Annotated in this window: 19 protein-coding genes, 1 rRNA gene and 2 riboswitches; of the genes, 15 read left to right on the forward strand and 5 right to left on the reverse strand. The window is 47.1% G+C overall.

What is annotated here, in order from left to right; translation table 11 throughout:
• Positions 1-199: 199 nt before the first annotated feature.
• A complete protein-coding gene (locus BN1002_RS00915) occupies positions 200-2,116 on the reverse strand; it encodes an ABC-F family ATP-binding cassette domain-containing protein (RefSeq protein ID WP_048823156.1) in 1,917 nt (638 codons plus the stop codon).
• Positions 2,117-2,408: 292 nt separating this feature from the next.
• On the opposite strand from BN1002_RS00915, the gene moaC reads away from it, so the two are divergent.
• Both moaC and BN1002_RS00925 read left to right on the forward strand, forming a co-directional pair.
• Positions 2,409-2,903 carry a cyclic pyranopterin monophosphate synthase MoaC gene (gene moaC / locus BN1002_RS00920; RefSeq protein ID WP_048823158.1) on the forward strand — a complete coding sequence of 165 codons (495 nt, stop codon included), beginning with the start codon at positions 2,409-2,411 and terminating at the stop codon, positions 2,901-2,903.
• Between the two features lie 52 nt (positions 2,904-2,955).
• Entirely contained in the window at positions 2,956-3,627 is a 672-nt protein-coding gene (locus BN1002_RS00925; RefSeq protein ID WP_048823159.1) for a redox-sensing transcriptional repressor Rex, read from the forward strand.
• Between the two features lie 10 nt (positions 3,628-3,637).
• On the opposite strand, the gene BN1002_RS00930 is transcribed toward BN1002_RS00925, so the two are convergent.
• Positions 3,638-3,838: a YdiK family protein gene (locus BN1002_RS00930; protein WP_048823160.1), complete on the reverse strand. Its 201-nt coding sequence runs from the start codon at positions 3,836-3,838 to the stop codon at positions 3,638-3,640.
• Complete coding sequence (locus tag BN1002_RS00935; protein ID WP_048823162.1) at positions 3,835-4,569, reverse strand: CPBP family intramembrane glutamic endopeptidase; 735 nt, start codon at positions 4,567-4,569, stop codon at positions 3,835-3,837. The genes BN1002_RS00930 and BN1002_RS00935 overlap by 4 nt, the downstream gene beginning before the upstream one ends.
• 302 nt (positions 4,570-4,871) lie before the next feature.
• Between BN1002_RS00935 and groES the strand changes: the two genes are divergently transcribed.
• From groES to BN1002_RS00955, 4 genes are all read left to right on the forward strand, one after another.
• Positions 4,872-5,159: a co-chaperone GroES gene (gene groES / locus BN1002_RS00940; RefSeq protein WP_048823163.1), complete on the forward strand. Its 288-nt coding sequence runs from the start codon at positions 4,872-4,874 to the stop codon at positions 5,157-5,159.
• Positions 5,160-5,206: 47 nt separating this feature from the next.
• Positions 5,207-6,835: a chaperonin GroEL gene (gene groL / locus BN1002_RS00945; protein WP_048823164.1), complete on the forward strand. Its 1,629-nt coding sequence runs from the start codon at positions 5,207-5,209 to the stop codon at positions 6,833-6,835.
• 207 nt (positions 6,836-7,042) lie between these two features.
• Positions 7,043-8,017, forward strand: coding sequence for a LacI family DNA-binding transcriptional regulator (locus BN1002_RS00950; RefSeq protein WP_048823165.1), 975 nt, complete (start codon positions 7,043-7,045; stop codon positions 8,015-8,017).
• 81 nt (positions 8,018-8,098) lie between these two features.
• The gene (locus BN1002_RS00955) at positions 8,099-8,341 is read left to right on the forward strand and encodes a hypothetical protein (protein WP_048823167.1); all 243 of its coding nucleotides are present in this window, start codon (positions 8,099-8,101) and stop codon (positions 8,339-8,341) included.
• Positions 8,342-8,592: 251 nt separating this feature from the next.
• Here the strand turns inward: BN1002_RS00955 and BN1002_RS00960 are convergent, their stop codons facing one another.
• Positions 8,593-8,904 (reverse strand): hypothetical protein, encoded by a 312-nt coding sequence (locus BN1002_RS00960; protein ID WP_048823168.1) that lies wholly within the window; start codon positions 8,902-8,904, stop codon positions 8,593-8,595.
• A 111-nt stretch (positions 8,905-9,015) separates the two neighbouring features.
• Entirely contained in the window at positions 9,016-9,486 is a 471-nt protein-coding gene (locus BN1002_RS00965; protein ID WP_048823170.1) for a GNAT family N-acetyltransferase, read from the reverse strand.
• Positions 9,487-9,679: 193 nt separating this feature from the next.
• On the opposite strand from BN1002_RS00965, the gene BN1002_RS00970 reads away from it, so the two are divergent.
• From BN1002_RS00970 to BN1002_RS01005, 9 genes are all read left to right on the forward strand, one after another.
• Entirely contained in the window at positions 9,680-10,639 is a 960-nt protein-coding gene (locus BN1002_RS00970) for an AAA family ATPase (RefSeq protein WP_048823171.1), read from the forward strand.
• The gene (locus BN1002_RS00975) at positions 10,640-11,857 is read left to right on the forward strand and encodes a DUF58 domain-containing protein (protein WP_048823172.1); all 1,218 of its coding nucleotides are present in this window, start codon (positions 10,640-10,642) and stop codon (positions 11,855-11,857) included.
• The gene (locus BN1002_RS00980) at positions 11,854-14,070 is read left to right on the forward strand and encodes a transglutaminase TgpA family protein (RefSeq protein WP_048823173.1); all 2,217 of its coding nucleotides are present in this window, start codon (positions 11,854-11,856) and stop codon (positions 14,068-14,070) included. Before BN1002_RS00975 ends, BN1002_RS00980 begins: the two co-directional genes overlap by 4 nt.
• Before the next feature lie 41 nt (positions 14,071-14,111).
• Positions 14,112-14,213, forward strand: a riboswitch (purine riboswitch).
• 122 nt (positions 14,214-14,335) lie between these two features.
• Complete coding sequence (gene guaA / locus BN1002_RS00985; protein ID WP_048827652.1) at positions 14,336-15,889, forward strand: glutamine-hydrolyzing GMP synthase; 1,554 nt, start codon at positions 14,336-14,338, stop codon at positions 15,887-15,889.
• 92 nt (positions 15,890-15,981) lie between these two features.
• Positions 15,982-16,083, forward strand: a riboswitch (purine riboswitch).
• 119 nt (positions 16,084-16,202) lie between these two features.
• Positions 16,203-17,534 (forward strand): NCS2 family permease, encoded by a 1,332-nt coding sequence (locus BN1002_RS00990; protein ID WP_048823174.1) that lies wholly within the window; start codon positions 16,203-16,205, stop codon positions 17,532-17,534.
• Positions 17,535-17,591: 57 nt separating this feature from the next.
• Positions 17,592-17,735 (forward strand): hypothetical protein, encoded by a 144-nt coding sequence (locus BN1002_RS24175; protein ID WP_231574954.1) that lies wholly within the window; start codon positions 17,592-17,594, stop codon positions 17,733-17,735.
• Between the two features lie 351 nt (positions 17,736-18,086).
• Positions 18,087-18,929: a glucose PTS transporter transcription antiterminator GlcT gene (gene glcT, locus BN1002_RS00995; protein ID WP_048823176.1), complete on the forward strand. Its 843-nt coding sequence runs from the start codon at positions 18,087-18,089 to the stop codon at positions 18,927-18,929.
• Positions 18,930-19,127: 198 nt separating this feature from the next.
• Positions 19,128-21,197 carry a glucose-specific PTS transporter subunit IIBC gene (gene ptsG, locus BN1002_RS01000; RefSeq protein WP_048823177.1) on the forward strand — a complete coding sequence of 690 codons (2,070 nt, stop codon included), beginning with the start codon at positions 19,128-19,130 and terminating at the stop codon, positions 21,195-21,197.
• A gap of 676 nt (positions 21,198-21,873) precedes the next feature.
• Positions 21,874-24,810: ribosomal RNA gene (locus BN1002_RS01005) — 23S ribosomal RNA — on the forward strand.
• Positions 24,811-24,916: the final 106 nt, after the last annotated feature.

Raw genomic sequence — 24,916 nt, forward strand, 5'->3', positions numbered from 1 at the left:
AAATTCCGTCAGCCCTTTTTTGTGGATAAGATTTTTGCCGAAGATGCCTGCATTGTGGATAAGCACACTTGTTCCTGTTGATAATGTGGATAAAATCCTATGTTATTGTGGATAAAGTGGATAAGTCCGTTGATAACTGATATAACTGGGATTCTGTTGTGTATAAAAATGTGGAAAAGCGCAGGGGGTTCCCTGCGCTTTACTCGGCTAATTCCGCCCATTGTTCCAATAACTCATCCATTTCAATCCGGGCTTGGTCATTTTCCTTGTTAATGAACAATACCCGTTCATGATCTTGATAAACCTCCGGCTTGCAAAGCAATTTTTCATTGTTCTCGAGCAATTCCTCCAGTTCCGCAATCCTCGCTTCAACTTCTTCCAGCTTTCGTTTTCTCTGGCGTTCCAGTTTCTTTGATTCCTTATCCTGATGGAACGTATTTTTTCCAGCAGGGATTTCGGGAGTAACCGCTGAGGCCGCTTTCTCAAGTGCGGCAAGTTCAATCATTTCCTGCTTCTTCTCGAGGAAATAATCATAATCGCCGAGGAATTCCGTACAACCGCTCTTCCCAAGCTCAAAAACTTTTGTCGCAATCCGGTTAATAAAATAGCGATCGTGTGAGACGAACAGGATTGTACCGGGATAATCGATCAATGCATTCTCGAGGACTTCCTTGCTGTCGAGGTCGAGATGGTTGGTCGGCTCGTCGAGGATGAGGAAGTTCGCTTTTTGGAGCATTAATTTTGCCAGGGCGAGCCGTGCCTTTTCACCGCCGCTCAGTGTAGAAACCGGTTTAAGGACATCATCTCCAGAGAAGAGGAAATTGCCCAGTACTGTCCGGATTTCCTTTTCGTTTTTTAAAGGGTAGTCATCCCAAAGCTCGTTAAGGACGCGTTTATTCGACCTAAGGTTGGCCTGCTCCTGGTCATAATAGCCGATAGATACATTTGTTCCATACCGGATTGATCCGGAAAGGGCAGGAAGTGTTTTAATTATCGTTTTCAGCAAGGTTGATTTCCCGATTCCATTAGGGCCGACAAGGGCGATGCTGTCGCCTTTCGTGATGGCAAAAGAAAGATTCCCGGCAATCACCTCTTCATACCCGATGGAAAGAGATTCAGCCTGCAGTACATCATTGCCGCTTTGCCGCTCGATTTCAAACGAGAAAGATGCAGATTTTTCATCCCCCGCGGGCCGGTCCATTAATTCCATCCGGCTCAGCTGTTTTCTTCTGCTTTGGGCGCGCTTTGTCGTTGAGGCCCGGGCCAGGTTGCGCTGAATGAAGTCCTGGAGCTTGGCCACTTCTTCCTGTTGCTTTTCGAATTGCTTCATCTCACGCTCAAAGTTTTCTGCCTTTTGAACCAAGTAGGAACTATAATTGCCGGGAAACTTGTGAATCTGGCGGCGTGACAATTCATATACCTGGTTGACGACTTTGTCGAGAAAGTAGCGATCGTGGGAGACGATCAAGATCGCTCCGCTGTAATTCTGCAAATACTGTTCAAGCCACGAAAGCGTGTCGATATCGAGATGGTTCGTTGGCTCGTCTAAAATCAGGATGTCAGGTTTTCCGAGCAGGAGCTTACCAAGGGCAAGACGGGTTTTCTGTCCGCCGCTTAAGCTGGAAATGCTTGTAGAATAATCAAACGTATGAAAGTTCAGTCCGTGCAGGACAGAGCGGATATCAGCCTCATATTGATAGCCGCCCATCTCTGTAAAGCGTACTTGCAGTTCATCATATTCCTTGAGGACACGGTCATATTGAACCTGATTCCCGAAAACAGCGGGGGCGGCCATTTGACCTTCAAGTTCCCTTAGACTAGCTTCAAGCTTCCTGAGCGGCTCAAACACTTTCAGCATTTCATCCCAAATAGAAAGGCTCGACTCAAGGCCGGTATTTTGGGCAAGATAGCCGATTGTCACATCTTTCGGCTTGATGATTTCGCCTCCATCATGGCCAATTTGGCCGGCGATAATTTTCAGGAGAGTCGATTTACCTGCTCCGTTTCGGCCGACAAGGGCAGCACGGTCCCGGTTCTGAAGCTCAAGTTTTATATTCGATAAAATTTGGTCGGCGCCATAATATTTTTCAAGTTGATTGACTTGAAGCAAAATCATAAAATTCACCTCATTACTAAATAAAGTTTAACGTATTCATAGGGGCTCGGCAATCATAGCTGACTGCTTCTTACCGCTAATGGGGAGAAAACAAGCCGGATGTCCCTTTTTGTAAAATAATGATATGTAAAATGGGTAATAACATTAAAAATACATTAACAATTGTGAAGGAAGGAACAAAGGTCATACACAATTACCTGAAAATAGTGTATTATTTTACTAATAAGGCAAAGGGTAAAGTAAGCTCTCTCCAAAATGGCTGCGGTTAAAAGTTCCTGAAAGGAGTTTATCAATGGCTGATTTTACACACTTTAATGAGGAAGGAAGGGCAAAAATGGTCGATGTCAGCGAAAAGCCTGAAACGGCCAGAACGGCAGTTGCCTATTCCAGCATTCTTGTGAATGATGAAATATATGAAAGAATAACAAACCAAACGATGAAAAAAGGCGATGTCCTAGCTGTCGCTCAGGTGGCCGCTGTCATGGCTGCGAAGAAAACATGGGAAATCATCCCGATGTGCCACCCCATCCCGCTGACAGGGGTTGATGTTTCTTTTAAATGGGAAAGAGAATCGAATGGGCATAGGCTGATGATTGCTGCTTCCGTCAAAACGAAAGGCAATACAGGAGTTGAAATGGAAGCGCTCACCGCCGCTTCTGTCTGTGCTTTGACTGTTTACGATATGTGTAAAGCGGTGGATAAAGGAATGGTCATCGGGCCGACCTATCTGATGGAAAAGACAGGCGGAAAGAATGGCGATTTTAAGAGGGAAGAACTTGTCGATTAAAAGGTTCCTGCTGCTAAGGGACCAAATCTAAATTGGGGCAGGGGATCAATGGATGAGTGAAACAATGAAAATACCACAGGCAACGGCCAAACGGCTGCCACTTTATTACCGTTTTTTAAAGAATTTGCATTCCTCCGGAAAACAGCGGGTATCATCCGCTGAACTAAGTGAGGCTGTTAAAGTAGATTCAGCAACGATCCGAAGGGATTTTTCCTACTTCGGCGCTCTTGGCAAAAAAGGCTATGGATACAATGTAAACTACCTGCTAGGCTTTTTTAGGAAAACACTAGACCAGGATGAGCTAACCAAAGTAGCATTGATTGGTGTCGGAAATCTCGGTACAGCCTTCCTTAATTACAATTTTTTAAAGAACAACAATACGAAAATCGAAATGGCCTTCGATGTCGATCCGGAAAAGGTCGGCACGAAAATTGGCGATGTGCCGATCTACCATCTTGACGACCTGGAAAAGTATTTAGGCGAAGACCAGATTACTGTATCCATTTTGACCATACCAGCGTCTGTCGCCCAGCCGGTTACGGACAGGCTTGTGAAGTCAAACGTAAAAGGAATCCTGAATTTTACTCCGGCAAGGCTGAATGTGCCTGGGTCAATCCGGGTCCATCATATTGACCTGGCGGTAGAATTGCAGTCATTAATTTACTTCCTGAAAAATTACCCGGGCACGGATTTCATTGAGGAAACCGCCGAAACAGAAAAGTGAGCCACATGGCTCACTTTTTTATGTTTCGTTTTAATTTGTAATGAAAACCAATCATCCTAATGCCCGCACCCAAGTCAAAGGTTGCCAGGATGACAAGCAGATAGGAAAAGAACCCCCAGCCTTCGCTTCTGACATTCCCAACTGCGAAATAAGTAAACAATATTCCGAGCAGGATGTAAACGATGCCGGAAAACAATGGTGACTGCCTCATAAAAACCCTCCGATAAAGTTTTGCATTTGTTCCGCCTGGCGTTGAAACCGTTCCAAATCGTCACGAAATACAGTCTGGACCAGCACGACGAGCGTATTCATAGCGACATGGGCAAAAATCGGGACAATGATCCGCTTTGTCTGGATATAGAGGAAAGCGAATGTAAAGCCGATTGCCGAGTACAAGAGTATATGTTCAAATTCCATATGGGCCGCCGCGAAAATGACGGAGCTTAGCAGCGCCGAGATGAAGAAATTAAATCGTTTATACAGGCTTCCGAAAATGACTTTGCGAAAAACGATTTCTTCAAGAATTGGTCCGATGATGGAACTGATGAAGATGACGGCTGGGAAGTTTTCGATCATGCGGAGAATATTTTGTGTATTTTCCGAACCCATTTCAATTCCCAGCATACGTTCAATCGAGGCCGCGGCCGCCTGTGCGAAGAGAGCGAGAAAAATCCCGCCGATGGCCCAGCCGATTGTTTCCGGCAGGTCAGCTGCCTTTCTGTCGTTGAAGGAAACCGACATCTCCCGGCGAAGTAGAAACAGGATAATCAGGAAAGCGGAAATAAAGCTGAACATCAGCCAGTAATTGAGTGCGTTCATTTGCGCTTCCGCCAGGCTGCTGCCTGTTTTTGCAAAAAGAATCGCCAAAAGCGGAACTCCCGCCAGGCTGGAAAGCTGCATAACTATATAGACGATAAGAATCCATCCGTATTCCCGTTTCAAATTGGCATACCCCTTTATCAAAACCAAACGATAGTTTTTGTTAGTATCAGTGCATTTTGTTTCCTCTATCCGCACCTTTCTTCATTCTACTCTTATCGGGAAGGCCTTTTCAATCAGAAGAGCTTTCCGCATATCTTTTTCGCCTGGGGTTATACTCTTAAGGTTGATTTTTTGTTGGTAAAATTTCATGCTTCCCGCTTGCAAAAGAAAAGCGGATTTATTATTATAATAATTGTGTTAGCACTCGATGAGATAGAGTGCTAATAAAATTCTACATATCATTTTTGAGGAGGTTGTTTGATTTGTTAAGACCACTTGGTGATCGCATTGTCATTGAGCTTGTCGAGTCTGAGGAAAAGACTGCCAGCGGTATCGTGCTTCCTGATACAGCGAAGGAAAAGCCGCAGGAAGGCAAAGTAGTCGCAGTTGGCACTGGCCGCGTACTCGACAGCGGAGAAAGAGTTTCCGTAGAGGTTTCTGAAGGCGACCGCATCATCTTCTCAAAATACGCCGGAACAGAAGTGAAGTACCAGGGGCAGGAATACCTGATCCTTCGTGAAAGCGACATCCTGGCTGTCATCGGCGAATAATTAGACTTGTCTATTTCATTTTAATACATTGAGGAGGTTTTTGAACAATGGCAAAAGACATTATGTTCAGTGAAGACGCACGCCGCGCTATGCTACGCGGTGTTGACGCACTTGCTAATGCTGTTAAAGTTACGCTTGGACCTAAAGGGCGAAACGTTGTTCTTGAAAAGAAATTCGGTTCTCCGCTCATCACAAACGACGGTGTAACCATTGCAAAAGAAATCGAACTTGAAGATGCGTTCGAAAACATGGGTGCGAAGCTTGTTGCCGAAGTTGCTAGCAAGACAAACGATGTTGCCGGTGACGGTACAACAACTGCGACTGTCCTTGCACAGGCGATGATCCGTGAAGGGCTTAAAAACGTAACTGCTGGCGCTAACCCAATGGTTCTTCGCAAGGGAATCGAAAAGGCTACAAAGGTTGCGGTTGAAGAACTAAAAGCGATCTCCAAGCCAATCGAAGGTAAAGAATCGATTGCCCAGGTTGCGGCTATTTCCGCTGACAACGACGAAGTCGGCCAATTGATCGCAGAAGCAATGGAGCGCGTTGGCAACGACGGCGTTATCACCATTGAAGAATCAAAAGGCTTCGCGACTGAACTTGACGTGGTAGAAGGCATGCAGTTCGACCGCGGCTATGCATCTCCATACATGATCACAGATTCCGAGAAAATGGAAGCTGTCCTTGATAACCCATATATCCTGATTACTGACAAGAAAATTGCCAGCATCCAGGAAATCCTTCCTGTCCTTGAGCAAGTTGTCCAGCAGGGCAAGCCGCTCTTGCTGATCGCTGAGGATGTTGAAGGCGAAGCGCTTGCAACATTGGTCGTCAACAAGCTACGCGGAACATTCAACGCAGTTGCTGTTAAGGCTCCTGGCTTCGGTGACCGCCGTAAAGCAATGCTTGAAGACATCGCGACCCTTACTGGCGCTGAAGTCATCACTGAAGAGCTTGGCCGCGACCTGAAATCCGCGACAATCACTTCTTTGGGACGCGCTTCCAAGGTCGTTGTTTCAAAAGAAAACACAACAATCGTTGAAGGTGCTGGAGATTCTGCTGCCATTGGCGCACGCGTGAACCAAATCCGCGCCCAGCTGGAAGAAACAACTTCCGAATTCGACCGTGAAAAACTTCAGGAGCGTCTTGCAAAACTTGCTGGCGGCGTAGCTGTCATCAAGGTTGGAGCCGCTACTGAAACTGAACTCAAAGAGCGCAAACTCCGCATCGAAGACGCCTTGAACTCAACACGCGCAGCTGTTGAAGAAGGAATCGTTTCCGGCGGTGGCGTCGCCCTTCTGAATGTATACAGCAAAGTGGCTGAAATCCAGGCTGAAGGCGATGAAGCAACTGGTGTGAAACTCGTTCTTCGCGCAATGGAAGAGCCTGTCCGCACAATCGCGCAAAACGCAGGCCTTGAAGGCTCTGTTATCGTCGAGCGCCTGAAGCGTGAAGAGCTTGGCACAGGCTTCAACGCTGCATCCGGCGAGTGGGTAAACATGATTGAAGCTGGTATCGTTGACCCAACTAAGGTTACTCGTTCCGCGCTCCAAAACGCAGCCTCTGTTGCGGCTATGTTCCTGACAACTGAAGCAGTTGTCGCCGACAAGCCGGAAGAAAACAAAGGCGGCGGCATGCCGGATATGGGTGGCATGGGCATGGGCGGCATGATGTAATCCGCCAGCCAGCTGGATCTTTTCAAAATTAAAAAAGTCTAAAGGCCTTTCGCCAGTCATTAAGCTGGTGAAAGGCCTTTTTTACATACTCTTTGGGTAAAAAAGTTATAGTAAACAAAGGTTTGAATAAGTAAAATTGACAACCTCTCCTATTCATTATAGACTTTGCGTAAACGGTTACACACGAAAGAATCGGAAGTGATTTTATTGGCGTCAATTAGAGAGGTTGCAAAACTCGCCGGGGTTTCGGTTGCGACGGTATCGCGGGTTTTGAATGAAAAAGGGTACGTGAGCGAGGAAGCGAGAAAAAAGGTCCAAAAGGCGATAGATGAGCTCGATTACAGGCCGAATGCAGTCGCCAGGAGCCTTTTCAAAAAACAATCGCAAACAATCGGCCTCATGGTTCCTGATATTGTGAATCCTTTCTTTCCCGAACTGGCCCGGGCTGTAGAGGATACATTGGCCAAGCATGGATATACGGTTATTTTGTGCAATACAGACGAAAATGCGGAAAAAGAGCGGACCTATCTGGAAATGATGATGCAGAAATATATTGATGGAATCATCGTAGCCTCGAATACGTTGAGCGCGAGCCAGGTGACGAAGTATAAGATTCCTGTTGTCAGCATTGACAGGGAAATCAGTAAAGAACTGCCGAGTATTATGGTAGAAAATAAAAAAGGCGCGGCCATGGCAGTCAGGTTTTTGAAAGAGAAAGGGCGGCAGAGGATTGCGCATTTAAAAGGCCCTGACTATGTTCCCAATGCACTTGAAAGGTGCCGGGGTTATTTGGATGAAGTGGAGAATGAGTCGTGGTTCCAGGAAAGCTACATAGCGGATGGCCAATATGATATGACCGCTTCCTTCAATGCGACTGTTCACCTCTTGCAAAAGCATCCCGAAATCGATGCTATTTTTGCAGGGAACGATTTAAGCGCGATAGGGGCAATCAAAGCCATTTATAAGCTGGGGAAAAAAGTACCCGAGGATGTTGCGGTTGTTGGGTTTGATGGGATCATGCTTTCAGAGTCGACCACACCTGAACTAACAACCGTCGCCCAGCCGATCTATGAAATCGGGGAAAGGGCGGCTACTGCCTTAGTTAATATCATTGAGAAGCAGCCAATGGAGGAAACGTACGTTAAACTGGATGTCCAGCTTATTGAAAGACAATCGACTTAACGGGATACCGACATATTAAAATAAAATCCTGGCTGAGGTATTCTTCAGACGCACTCCTGTGAATCAGGTGGCGCCTGCAGAATGCAAACCAAGAGTACGAGAATACACAGAATAAAAGAAACCGGATGCCTTCTGAAATGGGCATCCGGTTTTTCGCTGTCCGGGATTAATCCCTGCAGCCGCAATCTTCTTCACGGTGATGGTGTTGTTTATGATGATGTTGTTGTTTATGGTGATGGCGGCGTCTACGGCAGCAGCATGAAAATTGCCTTTCTTCAATTGGATTTTCAGTTTCGCATTCTTCTTCCTCTGTCAGCATATTAAGCTGCCTTAAAATAGGGGCGAACTCATTGCAGAAGAAGCGGTGGTCCCTGCGGAAATCCGCGCACGAATAGTTGCTCATATTCCTTTTCCCTCCCTAACTAGGTTTGCTATATATGTATGCAGCATAGAGTCAAGCTGTCAGGGCGATAGGAGCAGGGCAAAAATACAATTATGCTCGTTCATGGTTAGGGGGAATCGCTGGAAAATGGATTTAAAAAAACGAAGCCAAATCTGCCTCGTTTTTTCACTACTCACCACGTCTGGCGCACTGCGTTCCGGTCGGAGCGGTAGGCATCGATCAGGATGACAACCGCGGAAACCATGTGCATAATCATGCCGACAAACGGAATCCAGCCAATCACGGATGTGATGAGCCCCAGTATGTTCCCAGCCTTTGTTTCGTTTTCCTTGACCGCGAACACAATCGTTACGATATGAAGGATGCCCATGATGAACAATGGCGTCCATCCGTTCGAAACAATAAATAGACCGCCGAGAAATGGGATGCCGAGCAGCGCTTCGAACCCGCCGGTAATCCATTTTAAAATTGTTGAAATACGCAAAATTTATCCCCCTTTTTTTGCCATAATTTTTATAACCGTTCTATTCAGTCTCGCAAAAGAATGTTACTATTATTGTACTTCTGCTATAGGAACATAACAAGAGATGGCGGCCTATTCCCTGGACATCACAATAAATTCAACTGAACCCCTCTGGAAGCGCAGCTTTTCGTCAAAACCGATTTTTGTGTAAAGACGGATGGCCCGTTCGTTAAATGATGCAACGGTCAGCCTGAACGGCATCCCCGGTAAATTATCCTGCAGATGGTTCAGGACCAAGGAAAAAAAGGCGAAGCCAAGGCCTTTGCCGGTTAATGCGGGATTCATGCCAATTCCGATATCGACAGCCCCTTCTTCATAGGCGCCAATTGCCGTCCCGGCAGGTACCTGAGCAGATTCACCAACGCAAAAGAAACCCGCAAGCAATCCTCCTTCACCATGAACAGCAAAATACGGTTGATCTAAAAGTTCTCTTATTCCTTCCGGTGTAACAGAATTATTGTAAAAATCATATGGCGCTTCATACACCCAGCCCAATATTTCGGTGGCCAGCTGTTCGTTCATTCCGCTGATTGTCAGTATCATAGCCATCACCTTTTCAAAAAATCTTTTTCGCAAAATTGAAACTTTTTACCATTTGCAACCGTCTTATTATGACGGGGTAATAACGCTTTCATATTAATTACATAATTTTTACAGAATATATAAAATTTTATAATTTATGATAAACTTACTATATGGACAAGTAAACTTCAATACAGAATGCGGGAGGAAAATCATGTCTCTACAGTCAAAAAGCATCAATAATATTGAGAAAATTTTGAAGAATATTGAAAAAGTGATGACCGGAAAACGGAAAGTAGCCGAGCTGAGCCTCGTTGCCCTGCTTGCGGAAGGGCATGTCCTTCTTGAGGACGTTCCCGGCGTAGGCAAAACAATGATGGTCCGGGCCCTTGCGAAGTCAGTCGGCGCCACATTCCGAAGAATTCAGTTCACCCCTGACCTGCTTCCTTCCGACGTAACAGGGGTATCGATTTACAATCCGAAAGAGATGGAATTTCAGTTCCGCCCGGGTCCAATCATGGGCAATATCATTCTTGCTGATGAAATTAACCGGACTTCCCCGAAAACTCAATCCGCTCTTCTGGAGGGGATGGAAGAAAGCAGCGTCACTGTTGATGGGGTCACCCATCATCTTGAAAAGCCATTCTTTGTTATGGCAACCCAGAACCCAATTGAATATGAAGGTACTTATCCGCTTCCAGAAGCGCAGCTGGACCGCTTCCTTCTCAAAATGAAAATGGGCTATCCAGAAATTCATGAGGAAATGGAAGTACTGGACCGCGCGCAAAAAAATCCGCCAATTGAAGAATTGGAGCCTGTCGTTTCTCTAGTGGATCTGAGGGAACTTCAGCAGGAAATAAAAAACGTCTTTGTCGATGATACGATCAAACGCTATATTGTCGACATTTCCCACCGGACGAGGCTCCATGAAAATGTCTATCTTGGCGCAAGCCCGCGCGGATCGATCGGGCTAATGAAAGCGGCGCAGGCATATGCGTTTATCTGTGGGCGCGATTATGTATTGCCGGATGATATTCAATTCCTCGCACCAGCTGTCTTGTCTCACAGGATCATCCTCAAGTCAGAGGCTAAATTTGAAGGGATAACTGCTGAAGAAATCATTAACCGGATTGTTGCGAGGGTGCCGGTCCCGGTGCAAAGGCTTGTGAAGTAAATGAGGGAAAGGCTAAAGAAGCTTAAACATACATGGAAACTGATCATGCTGGTTTCCCTGGTCATAGGGGCGTTTTGTTACGCCATGTTCCAGGGCGGGTTTGTCAGCTGGTTTTTGTTCTACAGCTTTTTGCCATTTGCGTTGTACTCGATGGCTGTCGCTTTTTATCCTATGAAGGATGTCGAAGTTAAGCGCCAATTGCCGAAGCAGGAATTTAATGCCGGAGAGCCATTAAAGGTCCGCCTTATCCTGAAAAGGTCCACTTCTTTTCCGCTGTTTTACTTAATGGCTGACGAGGTGTTGGGCGGCTCCCTGAAAAATGCAGTTCTCAGAAAAGACAGTAAAGCCCTTCTCTTTCCGGGTTTTAAAAAGGAAATCATTTATGAGTATATGATTAATGAGCTCCCGCGCGGCGAACACATTTTTCATTCTATTAAACTGAAAACGGGCGATTTGCTGGGCCTGATTGAAAAAGAGAAGATAACGGTGTCAGAGAACAAAATACTTGTTTACCCATCCTTTACCGAGATCATTTACCGTCCGTTTGAAAATCACTATGACCAGGGGATGGCTGCCTCAAGGGAACGTGTGCAGCGTGATACGACCATGGCTATCGGGGTGCGGGATTACCAGCCTGGTGACCGGTTCTCATGGATTAACTGGAAAGCCTCTGCCAAGCGGAATGATATTATGACGAAAGAGTTTGAGCAAAGGCAGTCGCATGACGTCCTGATTGTTATGGATTGCGCGCCTGAACAGCGTTTTGAAGCGATTGTATCCTTTACCGCTTCCATTGCGAGGTCCATTTTGAAAAAAGGGGCTCAGGCAGGCTTGTTGACGGTGAGCAGGGAGAGGGCCTCCTTTCCAATCAGGGGGGGAGAAGCCCAGCTGCAGCAAATCTTTTACCATTTGGCAAAAATACAGCCTGTCTGCGCTGTATCAGTTGACAAAGTCCTTGAAACGGAAACCTTTTATTCCGGAGAGAACCTGACGATGATGATTGTGACATCGAATCTGACCAAAGCCCTGATTGAAAAAGCGGGCCATTTTGGGCAAAAGAAGGGCAGGGTTACGTTGTTCCTGATTAAAAATGAACGGGAGCATCCAACAAATGAGGAGCTGGCATTAAAAGCAATGGGCATTGCCCGAGGGGTCAGGATCATCATGGTGCATGAACAACAATTCGATATGGCGTTCTCGGAGGTGAGCATGCAGTGAGTACGAAAAAGGGGAAGCTTACTCTTTCTGCCGTTTTCCTTTATGCAATTGGCTTCATGCTTGTTTGGGAATGGCTGAGGCCTGTAGGCGAATTGACAGACACCGAGAACATGGAAGTATTCCTAGTCTTCCTGGTGATTGCTTTTGCAGGGGCGCTGTTTCAGCTGCCGATGGCAGTGCAGGCATTTATAAAGATTTTTTATATATTTTATGCCGTTTACAGATTTTACTTTGAAGGAGGATTCTTGCGCCCCGAATGGTTGGGCGTGTTCCTTTCCGATTTGAAATTTAATTTCGGGCTGCTTATCAGCCGGGATTTCCAGCAATTTACGAATGCTTTTAGGACAGTCCTGTTTTTCCTGCTTCTTTGGCTGATGGTGTATCTCATTCAATACTGGCTGTTAAACAAGCGGAAAATCTTTGTTTTTTTCCTGATGACGGTCATATATATTACTGTTCTGGATACGTTCACAACCTTTAAAGGGGAAGGCGCCATTATCCGGACGGTTGTTGCCGGGTTTACAGTCATGGGCATTCTCACGTACTTACGCCTGTTGGAAGAAGGCAAAATCAGCGGCGGAAAGACCCTTACCAGGAAGTGGATGCTTCCGCTTGCAGGAATGGTCATTCTTAGCACCGCTGTCGGATTGACAGCTCCGAAAGCAGCTCCAATCTGGCCAGACCCGGTTCCTTTCCTGAAATCATTTAATGAAAACAGCGGAAGCGGAAGCGGCGGTATAGCAAGGATTGGGTACGGGACAAATGATACAAGGCTTGGAGGGCCTTTTTTGCCTGACGACACGGTTGTTTTCAGGGCTGATGATGAAAGCCGACATTATTGGAGAGTAGAGACTAAGGACGTTTACACCGGGAAGGGATGGATCCTCTCCGACCAGGTAAAGGGAGGGGAAGGCTTCGGCCAAAATGATGCATTCCCACTTGAAGGATATCCTTCTAACGTAAAAACAGAAGAACAGTCTGCCAAGGTTTATGTCGATTTGAAGTACCCGCATATTGTTTATCCTCCAGGAACTAAAAAAGTATCCGCTCGGTACGGGGTTGCTTTTACAATTAATCCGATCAGTGAAAAAGTCAGGCCGATGGAGCCGTGGAATGAACCGGCTGAACTCGATAACTATGGCTTCGTTTATGATGTCCCCAGTTACAAAGTCGAGGATTTGAAATCGGCGGATGGAAGTGATCTTGAGGGGGTATCCGAGGAGTTTATTAAGCGATATACTCAGCTGCCTGACTCGCTGCCTGACAGGGTGAGGGAACTGGCAGCTGAAATAACAAAGGATAAGCCGAATTGGTATGAAAAAGCCAAAGCGATTGAGAGCTATCTCGGTTCCAGTGACTTTACCTACGACCAAAAAAACGTCGCCGTTCCGGATAAAAATCAGGATTATGTTGACCAGTTCCTGTTTGACACCCAGATTGGGTATTGCGATAATTTTTCAACGTCAATGGTCACCCTGCTCCGAAGCGAGGGGATCCCGGCCCGCTGGGTTAAGGGGTATACTTATGGTGAAATGAAGACATTTGGTGAAGGGGATTCGAAAAAGAGGCTATATGAAGTGACCAATAATAACGCCCATTCTTGGGTGGAGGTCTTTTTGCCAAATCTCGGCTGGCTTCCGTTTGAACCGACCAAAGGGTTCTCAAATAACATCCAGATTGAAATTGAAAGAAATTCTAATTCCAAGGATACGCCGGCCGCTACTCCTTCGCAAAATGACAACAATTCACAGGATCGCCTGAACCGCCTGGAAGAGAATGACCCGGCCCCTCAGCAATTGAAGGCGGATCGGAGCCTGGGTCAAAAAATGAAAATATTTGTGAAGAGTAAGTGGAAATGGCTTGCCGCCGGAATCGCCGCCATGGCAGCCCTCGTTTTATTCGTTTATAACAAAAGGGGAAGATGGCTTCCTTACTACCTGATCTATCGATACAGATTTGCCCGGAGTGATGACCAATTCGGCAAGGCCTATCTTACCTTGCTCTCACAGCTCCAGAGATATGGACTGAAACGGGGAGAGGGCCAGACATTGCGCAATTACGCGGGCTATGTCGACCAGTTCTTTTCCACGAAGGAAATGGGCAAACTGACATCCAGATATGAACAGATGCTGTACAGACGGGAACTCCCTCAGGGGACGTGGCATGAAACAAAACAATTGTGGGAAAATTTAATTAAAAAGACAATCTCTTGACCGGAATTTTCTGTACAGATAAAATGATAAAATAGCAATTTAACTTAATCTGTACTACCCTTCATATATCCTCGATGATATGGATCGAAAGTCTCTACCGGGCCGCCGTAAATGGCCTGACTATGAAGGCAGTAATTTCGGGATGATTTTGTATGGAAAATCGGAATTCTGCCTTCTTTTTTGTGAAAAAGAGGGGGAAGACCGATTTTTTTATTGCAAAAAATTCTTATTGTGTATACTAAAATCAAAGAAAGAGGTGGAGAATTTGTCTGGAAAAACAGAACTTCATAACCAGGAACTAATTGTGGTACTTGATTTCGGAAGCCAATACAACCAGCTGATTACGAGAAGAATCAGGGAGTTTGGCGTCTATAGCGAGCTTCATCCACACACCATTACCGCTGAGGAAATTAAAGCGATGAATCCGAAGGGGATTATTTTCTCCGGAGGCCCGAACAGTGTATATGATGAAAATGCCTTCCGCTGTGATGAAAGGATTTTTGAACTGGGGCTGCCAGTGCTCGGTATCTGCTATGGGATGCAGCTGATGTCTGTCCATTTCGACGGTAAAGTGGAAAGGGCGAAGAACCGGGAATATGGAAAGGCTTCAATAGAAGTTGGCAATGAATCAGCTCTATTTAAAGGACTCCCGGAAACACAGGTTGTCTGGATGAGCCACGGTGATTTGGTCACGCAGGTACCTCCTGGCTTTACAGTGGATGCCGAAAGCCCATCATGCCCGATCACTTCAATGAGCGATGAAGGCCGCAAGCTTTATGGCGTTCAATTCCATCCTGAGGTCCGCCATTCCGTCCATGGAAATGAGCTGCTGAAGAATTTCGTTTTAGGGGTTTGCGGCTGCAGCGGAACTTGGTCTATGGAAAACTTCATCGAAATCGAGATGGAGAAGATCCGCCAGACGGTTGGTAATAAAAAGGTCCTTTGCGCCTTGAGCGGCGGGGTTGATTCTTCAGTCGTTGCTGTTTTGATCCATAAGGCGATTGGAGACCAGCTCACTTGTATTTTCGTTGACCATGGCCTGCTTCGGAAAGGTGAGGCAGAGCAGGTAATGAAAACTTTCGCGGATGGTTTCCATATGAATGTCATCAAGGTAGATGCCCGTGATCGATTCATGAATAAGCTTCAGGGGGTTTCCGATCCTGAGCAAAAGCGAAAAATCATTGGCAACGAGTTCATCTATGTATTTGACGATGAGGCCCACAAGCTTGAAGGAATTGAATTCCTTGCTCAGGGCACACTCTATACGGATATTATTGAGAGTGGCACGGCGACTGCCCAAACAATTAAATCGCACCATAATGTCGGAGGCCTTCCTGAAGATATGCAGTTTACGCTGATTGAACCTCTTAATACACTCTTTAAAGACGAAGTCCGGGCGGTTGGCACCGAGCTCGGCATTCCGGATGAAATTGTTTGGAGGCAGCCATTCCCAGGCCCAGGCCTTGGTATTCGGGTTCTTGGCGAAATTACTGAGGACAAGCTCGAGATCGTTCGGGAATCTGATGCGATTTTGCGGGAGGAAGTGAGGCTTGCCGGCCTTGAACGCGAGATTTGGCAATACTTCACGGTTCTGCCGGATATCCGCAGTGTGGGTGTCATGGGGGATACAAGGACTTACGATTATACAATCGGCATCCGCGCGGTCACTTCAATTGATGGGATGACCTCTGATTGGGCCCGCATTCCTTGGGATGTGCTGGAGAAGATCTCTACAAGGATTGTCAATGAGGTCGACCATGTTAACCGTGTCGTGTATGACATTACTTCCAAACCGCCGGCAACCATCGAGTGGGAATAAGGTCAGAAAGATTTAACGAACAATAATTTTGTTTTTCTTGTCGAATGTTCGTATTTCTTGTTGACTCATTTTGAAATAGTTGTTAAAATGGCAGAGTACTGATGATATTACTTCGTATAATACTGGGGATATGGCCCAGAAGTTTCTACCGAGCTGCCGTAAAGAGCTTGACTACGAGGTATGTGTAAAGGGAGAACTCTGCCCGTTATTTATGCATGCTTCGTGTTAGCGTCCCGGCATCTTGAGCCGGGGCGTTTTTTCGTTCCTGGATCTTAAGATGGCGTTGAGCCAACAATTTTCTAGGGGGATATTCATGAAGAAGTATTTTATGTTTGATGAACTGGGAACTAATTACCGCCGCGAAATCATTGGCGGACTGACAACATTCCTCGCAATGGCTTACATCCTGGTTGTAAACCCGCTTACATTGACACTTGCGACTGTCGACGGGCTTCCTGATGAAGTAAGGATGAACCATGGTGCGGTTTTTGTTGCCACGGCGCTGGCTGCGGCTGTTGGTTCGATCATCATGGGGTTAATCGGTAAATATCCGATTGCGCTCGCGCCGGGAATGGGATTGAATGCTTTTTTTGCCTATTCAGTCATTCTTGGGCATGGCGCTCCTTGGCAACACGCCCTTGCGGCAGTTTTCATTTCCAGTGTGTTCTTCCTGCTCCTGACGATTTCAGGACTGCGTGAGAAAATAATTAACGCCATACCTGTTGAACTTAAACATGCCGTTGGAGCCGGGATTGGGTTGTTCATAACGTTCGTTGGATTAACGAATGCCAAGATAATTATTAAAAATGATGCCACGCTCGTCGGACTTGGCCATTTGTCAAATCCGGAAACACTTCTGGCAATTTTCGGTCTATTGATTACCGTTATTATGATGACGAGGGGTATCAATGGAGCTGTTTTTTACGGAATGATCGTTACCGTCATTGTTGGTATTGTATTTAACCTGATCAATCCGCCTTCGCAGATTGTCGGCGGAGTTCCAAGCATTGAACCAACATTCGGCGCGCTGTTCAGCTCGTTTAATGACAGTTCTTTCTATACATCGGCGATGCTTGGGATTATCATGACCTTCCTGTTCGTTGATTTCTTTGACAATGCCGGAACGCTTGTGGCTGTTGCCAACCAGGCGGGCTTGATGAAGGATAACAAGCTGCCGCGCGCGGGCCGTGCTTTGTTTGCCGATTCAGTCGCTTCAATGGTAGGTTCCATTTTCGGTACGTCGACAACAACTTCTTATATTGAATCAACAGCAGGGGTCGCGTCCGGGGCAAGATCCGGATTCGCGGCGATTGTAACAGCGGGCTGCTTCATCCTTTCAATCTTCTTCTTCCCGCTCCTATCAATCGTAACCGCTCCGGTTACCGCGCCTGCACTAATTATCGTTGGTGTTTTGATGGTTTCGTCATTAGGCAATATCGATTGGAAGAGGTTCGAAATTGCAGTACCTGCATTCCTGACTATCATTGCAATGCCGCTTTCCTATAGTATCGCGACTGGAATCGCGGCAGGATTCATTTTCTATCCAGTGACAATGCTAGTTGCGGGCAAAAGAAAAGAAATTCATCCAATCATGTACCTTTTCTTTATCATCTTCCTGCTGTATTTCATCTTCTTGACTAATTAAATCGTTTGGGACCAGCTTTCGGGCTGGTCCTTTTTTCATAAGCTCAGTTAAAGGTGATTGTTGATTTTCAGAAAGTTGATTGGAACGAAGGGGACTGACTCCGGCGGGATGAAGCGGCACGTGGAGACCTCTCGAAAAGCGGAAGCGCCTTGGTCAGCCCCGACAAGCGCTGGAGGGCCAGAAGGGGAAGTCGTTCTTTGACTTCACATTCGGGACCGAAGCGACCTCGAGGGGCTAGGCGCTGCAGCTGGACAAACAGGCGTCTCGAAAAGCGGAAGCGCCTTGGTCAGCCCCGACAAGCGCTGGAGGGCCAGAAGGGGAAGTCGTTCTTTGACTTCACATTCGGGACCGAAGCGACCTCGAGGGGCTAGGCGCTGCAGCTGGACAAACAGGCGTCTATGACGCCGAGGAGGCTCCACGGTCCGCCCCGCGGAAAGCATGTCCCTGGAGTGGAAATCAACAATTAAGCCCATTTCCTGTGGCGGCTAGTTAGTTGACGAAACATGAACGCTTTAATACGATTGAACTACTATGCAAAAGCGGTGAATAACAATGTCAACAATGGTCATCCAAAAAATCTTAAATAACAATGTGCTGATTGCGGAAAACCCCGAATACGGGGAGGTCGTCCTGATTGGGAAAGGAATTGGCTTCAATCGCAAGCCGAGGGAATTCCTTGATCCTTCAGCGGCAGAAAAAGTCTTTGTCCTGAAGAATGAAAAAGAACAGCAGAATTATATCAAGCTTCTCCCTTTTCTCGAGGAGAATTTACAGCAGCTGATTATTTCAGCGATTGAATTGATAAAAAAAGAGGCCGGCGAATCCCTGAATGAGCATATCCATGTTGCCCTTACTGATCACTTAATGTTTACTGTCAGCAGGGTTGCGAACGGGCTGGAGATCAGAAATCCGTTTCTAGTCGAAACGAAGGCGCTCTACCCGCTTGAATACAGGATTGCGAAAGACGTCCTGCAGCTATTTGAAGAAATAGCGGGAATTGTGCTTCCGGAAGGGGAAGCGGGCTTTATCGCTCTTCATATTCATAGCGCAATGACAAACAGGGAGCTTTCGGAGGTCAATCAGTACTCCCAGCTTGTGACAACTTTGGTACAAATGATCGAAGGCCAGCTCGGAGTGAACATCGATAAAGACAGCATTGACTACATGAGGCTCGTGCGCCACCTGCGTTTTGCCATCGAGCGTGTAAAATCCGGGGAAAAAGTTGAGGAGCCTGAAGCAATATCCGCACTATTGAAAAAGGAATATCCTGTATGCTATAATTTGTCCTGGAAGCTCATTAAAGTAATGCAGCAAACACTGAAAATGCCGGTTTATGATGCGGAAGCAGTTTATCTGACGATGCACTTGCAGCGGCTTCAAAAGAAAACAAAATAGCAATCATTATTTTGCGTGTTACTGACTCGATCAGGCATGAGCAGAAAAGATGATTGAATGGAATAGAGGGGATAAATCCTCTCCGGCGGGTATAGTATACCTGGCTCCGTTCATTTCTTTTCTATGCTCATGCCTTTTTTATTTGCTTTTTTGTTTGCGGTTAGTTTATTGAGCAAAAATAAATTGGGAGGTTTACTTATGTTTAAGAAAGCTTTTGGTGTTTTGCAAAAAAACGGTAAGGCGCTTATGCTGCCAGTCGCCCTTTTGCCGGCTGCTGGTTTGTTGCTCGGAATCGGGAATGCGCTGCAGCAGGACACCACCCTTCAATATTTGCCATTCCTTGATGCTCATTGGATTCAGTTGACTGCCAGTGTCATGGAGGATGCGGGAGGCATTATTTTTGGCAACCTCGCATTGATTTTTGCGGCTGGCGTTGCGATCGGGCTGGCTGCTGATGGAGCAGCGGCGCTTGCAGCGATTGTCGGTTATCTCGTGCTGAACCAAGTCATGAGTTCGTGGCTTGGAGTTACCGCTGACATGGTCGGCAAGGATCCTAGTTTTGCGAATGTGTTAGGAATCCCTACGCTGCAAACGGGCGTATTCGGCGGTATCATCACAGGTTTGATTGCCGCATTTTGTTACAATCGTTATCACGATATTGAAATGCCATCGTTCCTCGGTTTTTTTGCGGGTAAACGTTTTGTTCCTATTGTAACTGCGGCTGCTTCTTTAGTGGTGGGCCTCCTACTCCTAGTCGTCTGGCCGCCCGTACAAGAAGCGATGAACAGTGCCTCCCTTTGGCTTATGGGCAGTGGCACTTATATTGCTGCTTTCTTCTTTGGCTTTATTAAAAGGCTGCTCATTCCATTTGGTCTTCATCATATATTCCATGCACCATTTTGGTATGAGTTCGGTTCATATACAACAGCTTCCGGCCAGGTTGTCCGGGGGGATATGACGATTTTCTTTGCTCAATTAAAAGATGGCGTCAAAATTACAGCCGGGAATTTCATGGGTGGGGAATTTCCTATTATGATGTTTGGATTGCCAGCGGCCGCTTTGGCGATGTACCATACGGCGCGGACAGAAAAGAAAAAAGTAGTAGCTGGCTTACTTGGGTCTGCGGCCCTGACTTCGTTTTTAACAGGGATTACAGAACCGATTGAATTTCTGTTTATGTTTGTTTCTCCGTTTCTCTTTGTCATCCATGCGCTGCTTGACGGACTTTCATTTGTATTGATGGCTGCATTGGGTGTCAACCTGGGGTATACCTTCTCGGGCGGCGCGATTGACTTCTTCCTATTTGGTGTCCTGCCTGGCAGGGAGCCGTGGTGGATTACAATTTTGCTGGGACTAGGATTTGGTATCGTTTATTACTTTGTCTTCCGATTCGCGATCTTAAAGTTCAATTTGAAAACTCCGGGCCGAGAAGATGTTGAAGAAAACGGCAGTGCCGTTGAAAAGGAAAACGAGAAAGCGGGCGACCTCCCTTACAACATACTTGAAGCGATGGGTGGCCAAGGAAACATTGCCCACCTTGATGCCTGCATTACACGTTTGAGGGTGTCAGTGAATGATATTTCAAGTGTGGATAAAAAGCGGCTGAAGGAGCTTGGTGCAGCAGGCGTCATGGAAGTCGGCAATAACATTCAGGCAATTTTCGGCCCTCGTTCAGAGACAATCAAAGGGCAAATGAAAGATATCATGAGTGGAAAAAGGCCAAGGCCTGTCGAAACCAATCAATCTGCCGAAGTGCTTCAGCAAATTGAGGAAGTAAACCCGGCTGCGTTGCAAAATAAAACTGAGAGGGAGAAGGAGGTTGAAATTGTTTCTCCATTAAAAGGAGAACTGAAATCAATTACTGAAGTTCCGGATCAGGTGTTTGCAGGCAGGATGATGGGGGACGGCTTTGCGATTGAACCAGCTGAAGGACTCGTTGTCTCTCCGGTAAACGGGAAAATAATGAACCTGTTCCCGACGAAGCATGCAATAGGCATTCTGTCGGATTCCGGCCAAGAAATCCTCATACACGTCGGGATCGACACAGTTAACCTTAAAGGGGAAGGTTTTGAAACGCTAGTTGATGAAAATGAAACCATCAAGAAGGGCCAGCCTTTGTTAAGGTTCAATCTCGACTTTATTAAAAAGAATGCAACATCGACTATCACACCGATCGTATTCACTAACCTTCATGAAGGTGAAAGCATCCGGATTAAGAAATCGGGACAAGTGGATGCAGGTGAAGAAGGAATTGTTTCTATAGAATAGATCAATGAACCCGGACTGAATTTAACTCAGGCCGGGTTTTGATTTGTCGGTTTATCTGTGGAATATGTGGCGAATCTATTCAATTTCTGTCTGATTAAGCGAAGAAATGTAAGGGAGGGAAGCGAAGAAATAGCAGTAAGTGTGAGGAAAAACTTGGTAACATATAGTTTGTTGACGGAACCAGTAAGCGGTGCTATTATAATTAAACACCCAAAGCGAAGTTGGTTTTCGTTTAATGATTTTAAAAACCTATGAAAAAGCTGGTTGACAGCTTGGTTGCTGGGTGGTATATTTAGAAAGTTGCCTAGACGGCAGGTTTTCATTCGTTGAAACGGATTAAAAAAACTGTTGACATGGCAATTTGAAAAATGTTATACTAGAATAGTTGTTTCAAAAGAATTTGTTCCTTGAAAACTAAACAAACAAGCGTCAACAAACAATATTTATCATGATCTTCGGATCATGAGCCAACGTAACTTTATGAGCTAAACTCATACTCTTTCTTGGAGAGTTTGATCCTGGCTCAGGACGAACGCTGGCGGCGTGCCTAATACATGCAAGTCGAGCGGAGGTTTTGTTCCTTGAAAACTGGATAATGTAAGAAGAAGTAACCAAGAAGAACCGAGTGATCGCCATTTTAGTTTTCTCTCTTATTTAAGAGTGAATGAACCTTTTAGGTTAAGTTAGAAAGGGCGCACGGTGGATGCCTTGGCACTAGGAGCCGATGAAGGACGGGACTAACACCGATATGCTCCGGGGAGCTGTAAGTAAGCTTTGATCCGGAGATTTCCGAATGGGGGAACCCGCCATCCGTAATGGGGTGGCATCTTTACCTGAATCCATAGGGTATTGAAGGCAGACCCGGGGAACTGAAACATCTAAGTACCCGGAGGAAGAGAAAGCAAACGCGATTCCCCAAGTAGCGGCGAGCGAAACGGGACATAGCCCAAACCGGAAGGCTTGCCTTCCGGGGTTGTAGGACACTCTACATGGAGTTACAAAGGAACGGGGTAGGCGAAGAGGCCTGGAAAGGCCTGCCGGAGAAGGTAAAAGCCCTGTAGCTGAAACTTCGTTCCCTCCTGAGTGGATCCTGAGTACGGCCGGACACGTGAAATCCGGTCGGAATCCGGGAGGACCATCTCCCAAGGCTAAATACTCCCTAGTGACCGATAGTGAACCAGTACCGTGAGGGAAAGGTGAAAAGCACCCCGGAAGGGGAGTGAAAAAGATCCTGAAACCGTGTGCCTACAAGTAGTCAGAGCCCGTTCATGGGTGATGGCGTGCCTTTTGTAGAATGAACCGGCGAGTTACGGTCCCATGCAAGGTTAAGCCGAAAAGGCGGAGCCGCAGCGAAAGCGAGTCTGAATAGGGCGAATGAGTATGTGGCCGTAGACCCGAAACCAGGTGATCTACCCATGTCCAGGTTGAAGTCCAGGTAACACTGGATGGAGGACCGAACCCACGTACGTTGAAAAGTGCGGGGATGAGGTGTGGGTAGCGGTGAAATTCCAATCGAACCTGGAGATAGCTGGTTCTCTCCGAAATAGCTTTAGGGCTAGCCTCACGTAGTAAGAGTCTTGGAGGTAGAGCACTGTTTGGACTAGGGGCCCCCATCGGGTTACCGAATTCAGACAAACTCCGAATGCCAAAGACTTATCCGTGGGAGTCAGACTGCGAGTGATAAGATCCGTAGTCAAGAGGGAAACAGCCCAGACCGCCAGCTAAGGTCCCAAAGTATCCGTTAAGTGGAAAAGGATGTGGAGTTGCTTAGACAACCAGGATGTTGGCTTAGAAGCAGCCACCATTTAAAGAGTGCGTAATAGCTCACTGGTCGAGTGACTCTGCGCCGAAAATGTACCGGGGCTAAACGGATCACCGAAGCTGCGGATTGACATCTTCGATGTCAGTGGTAGGAGAGCGTTCCAAGGGCGTTGAAGCAGGACCGGAAGGACCTGTGGAGCGCTTGGAAGTGAGAATGCCGGTATGAGTAGCGAAAGATGGGTGAGAATCCCATCCACCGAATGCCTAAGGTTTCCTGAGGAAGGCTCGTCCGCTCAGGGTTAGTCGGGACCTAAGCCGAGGCCGAAAGGCGTAGGCGATGGACAACAGGTTGATATTCCTGTACCACCTCTTCATCGTTTGAGCAATGGGGGGACGCAGGAGGATAGGGTAAGCGCACTATTGGACATGTGCGTCTAAGCAGTTAGGCCGGGAAGTTGGCAAATCCGCTTCCCATATAAGGCTGAGCTGTGACAGCGAGGGAAATTTAGTACCGAAGTTCCTGATTCCACACTGCCAAGAAAAGCCTCTAGCGAGATGAAAGGTGCCCGTACCGCAAACCGACACAGGTAGGCGAGGAGAGAATCCTAAGGTGAGCGAGAGAACTCTCGTTAAGGAACTCGGCAAAATGACCCCGTAACTTCGGGAGAAGGGGTGCTCTTTAGGGTTAATCGCCCTGAAGAGCCGCAGTGAATAGGCCCAGGCGACTGTTTAGCAAAAACACAGGTCTCTGCGAAGCCGCAAGGCGAAGTATAGGGGCTGACGCCTGCCCGGTGCTGGAAGGTTAAGAGGAGGGGTTAGCTCACGCGAAGCTCTGAATCGAAGCCCCAGTAAACGGCGGCCGTAACTATAACGGTCCTAAGGTAGCGAAATTCCTTGTCGGGTAAGTTCCGACCCGCACGAAAGGCGTAACGATCTGGGCACTGTCTCAACGAGAGACTCGGTGAAATTATAGTACCTGTGAAGATGCAGGTTACCCGCGACAGGACGGAAAGACCCCGTGGAGCTTTACTGCAGCCTGATATTGAATTTTGGTACAGCTTGTACAGGATAGGTAGGAGCCTTTGAAGCCGGAGCGCCAGCTTCGGTGGAGGCGTCGGTGGGATACTACCCTGGCTGTATTGAAATTCTAACCCGCACCCCTTACCGGGGTGGGAGACAGTGTCAGGCAGGCAGTTTGACTGGGGCGGTCGCCTCCTAAAATGTAACGGAGGCGCCCAAAGGTTCCCTCAGAATGGTTGGAAATCATTCGCAGAGTGTAAAGGCACAAGGGAGCTTGACTGCGAGACCTACAAGTCGAGCAGGGACGAAAGTCGGGCTTAGTGATCCGGTGGTTCCGCATGGAAGGGCCATCGCTCAACGGATAAAAGCTACCCCGGGGATAACAGGCTTATCTCCCCCAAGAGTCCACATCGACGGGGAGGTTTGGCACCTCGATGTCGGCTCATCGCATCCTGGGGCTGTAGTCGGTCCCAAGGGTTGGGCTGTTCGCCCATTAAAGCGGTACGCGAGCTGGGTTCAGAACGTCGTGAGACAGTTCGGTCCCTATCCGTCGTGGGCGCAGGAAATTTGAGAGGAGCTGTCCTTAGTACGAGAGGACCGGGATGGACGCACCGCTGGTGTACCAGTTGTCTTGCCAAAGGCATCGCTGGGTAGCTATGTGCGGACGGGATAAGTGCTGAAAGCATCTAAGCATGAAGCCCCCCTCAAGATGAGATTTCCCACAGTGTTAAACTGGTAAGATCCCTGAAAGACGATCAGGTTGATAGGTCAGAGGTGGAAGCGCGGCGACGCGTGGAGCTGACTGATACTAATAGATCGAGGACTTAACCAATATTGAAAAGCGGAGGCGACTGGTCAGCCTCGACAAGCGCTGGAAGGCCGGCAGTTGAAGTCGTTCTTTGACTTCGGCGGACGGACTGAAGCGACCTCGAGAGGCT

It is taken from the genome of Bacillus sp. B-jedd (assembly GCF_000821085.1).
GTDB lineage: Bacteria > Bacillota > Bacilli > Bacillales > Cytobacillaceae > Bacillus_D.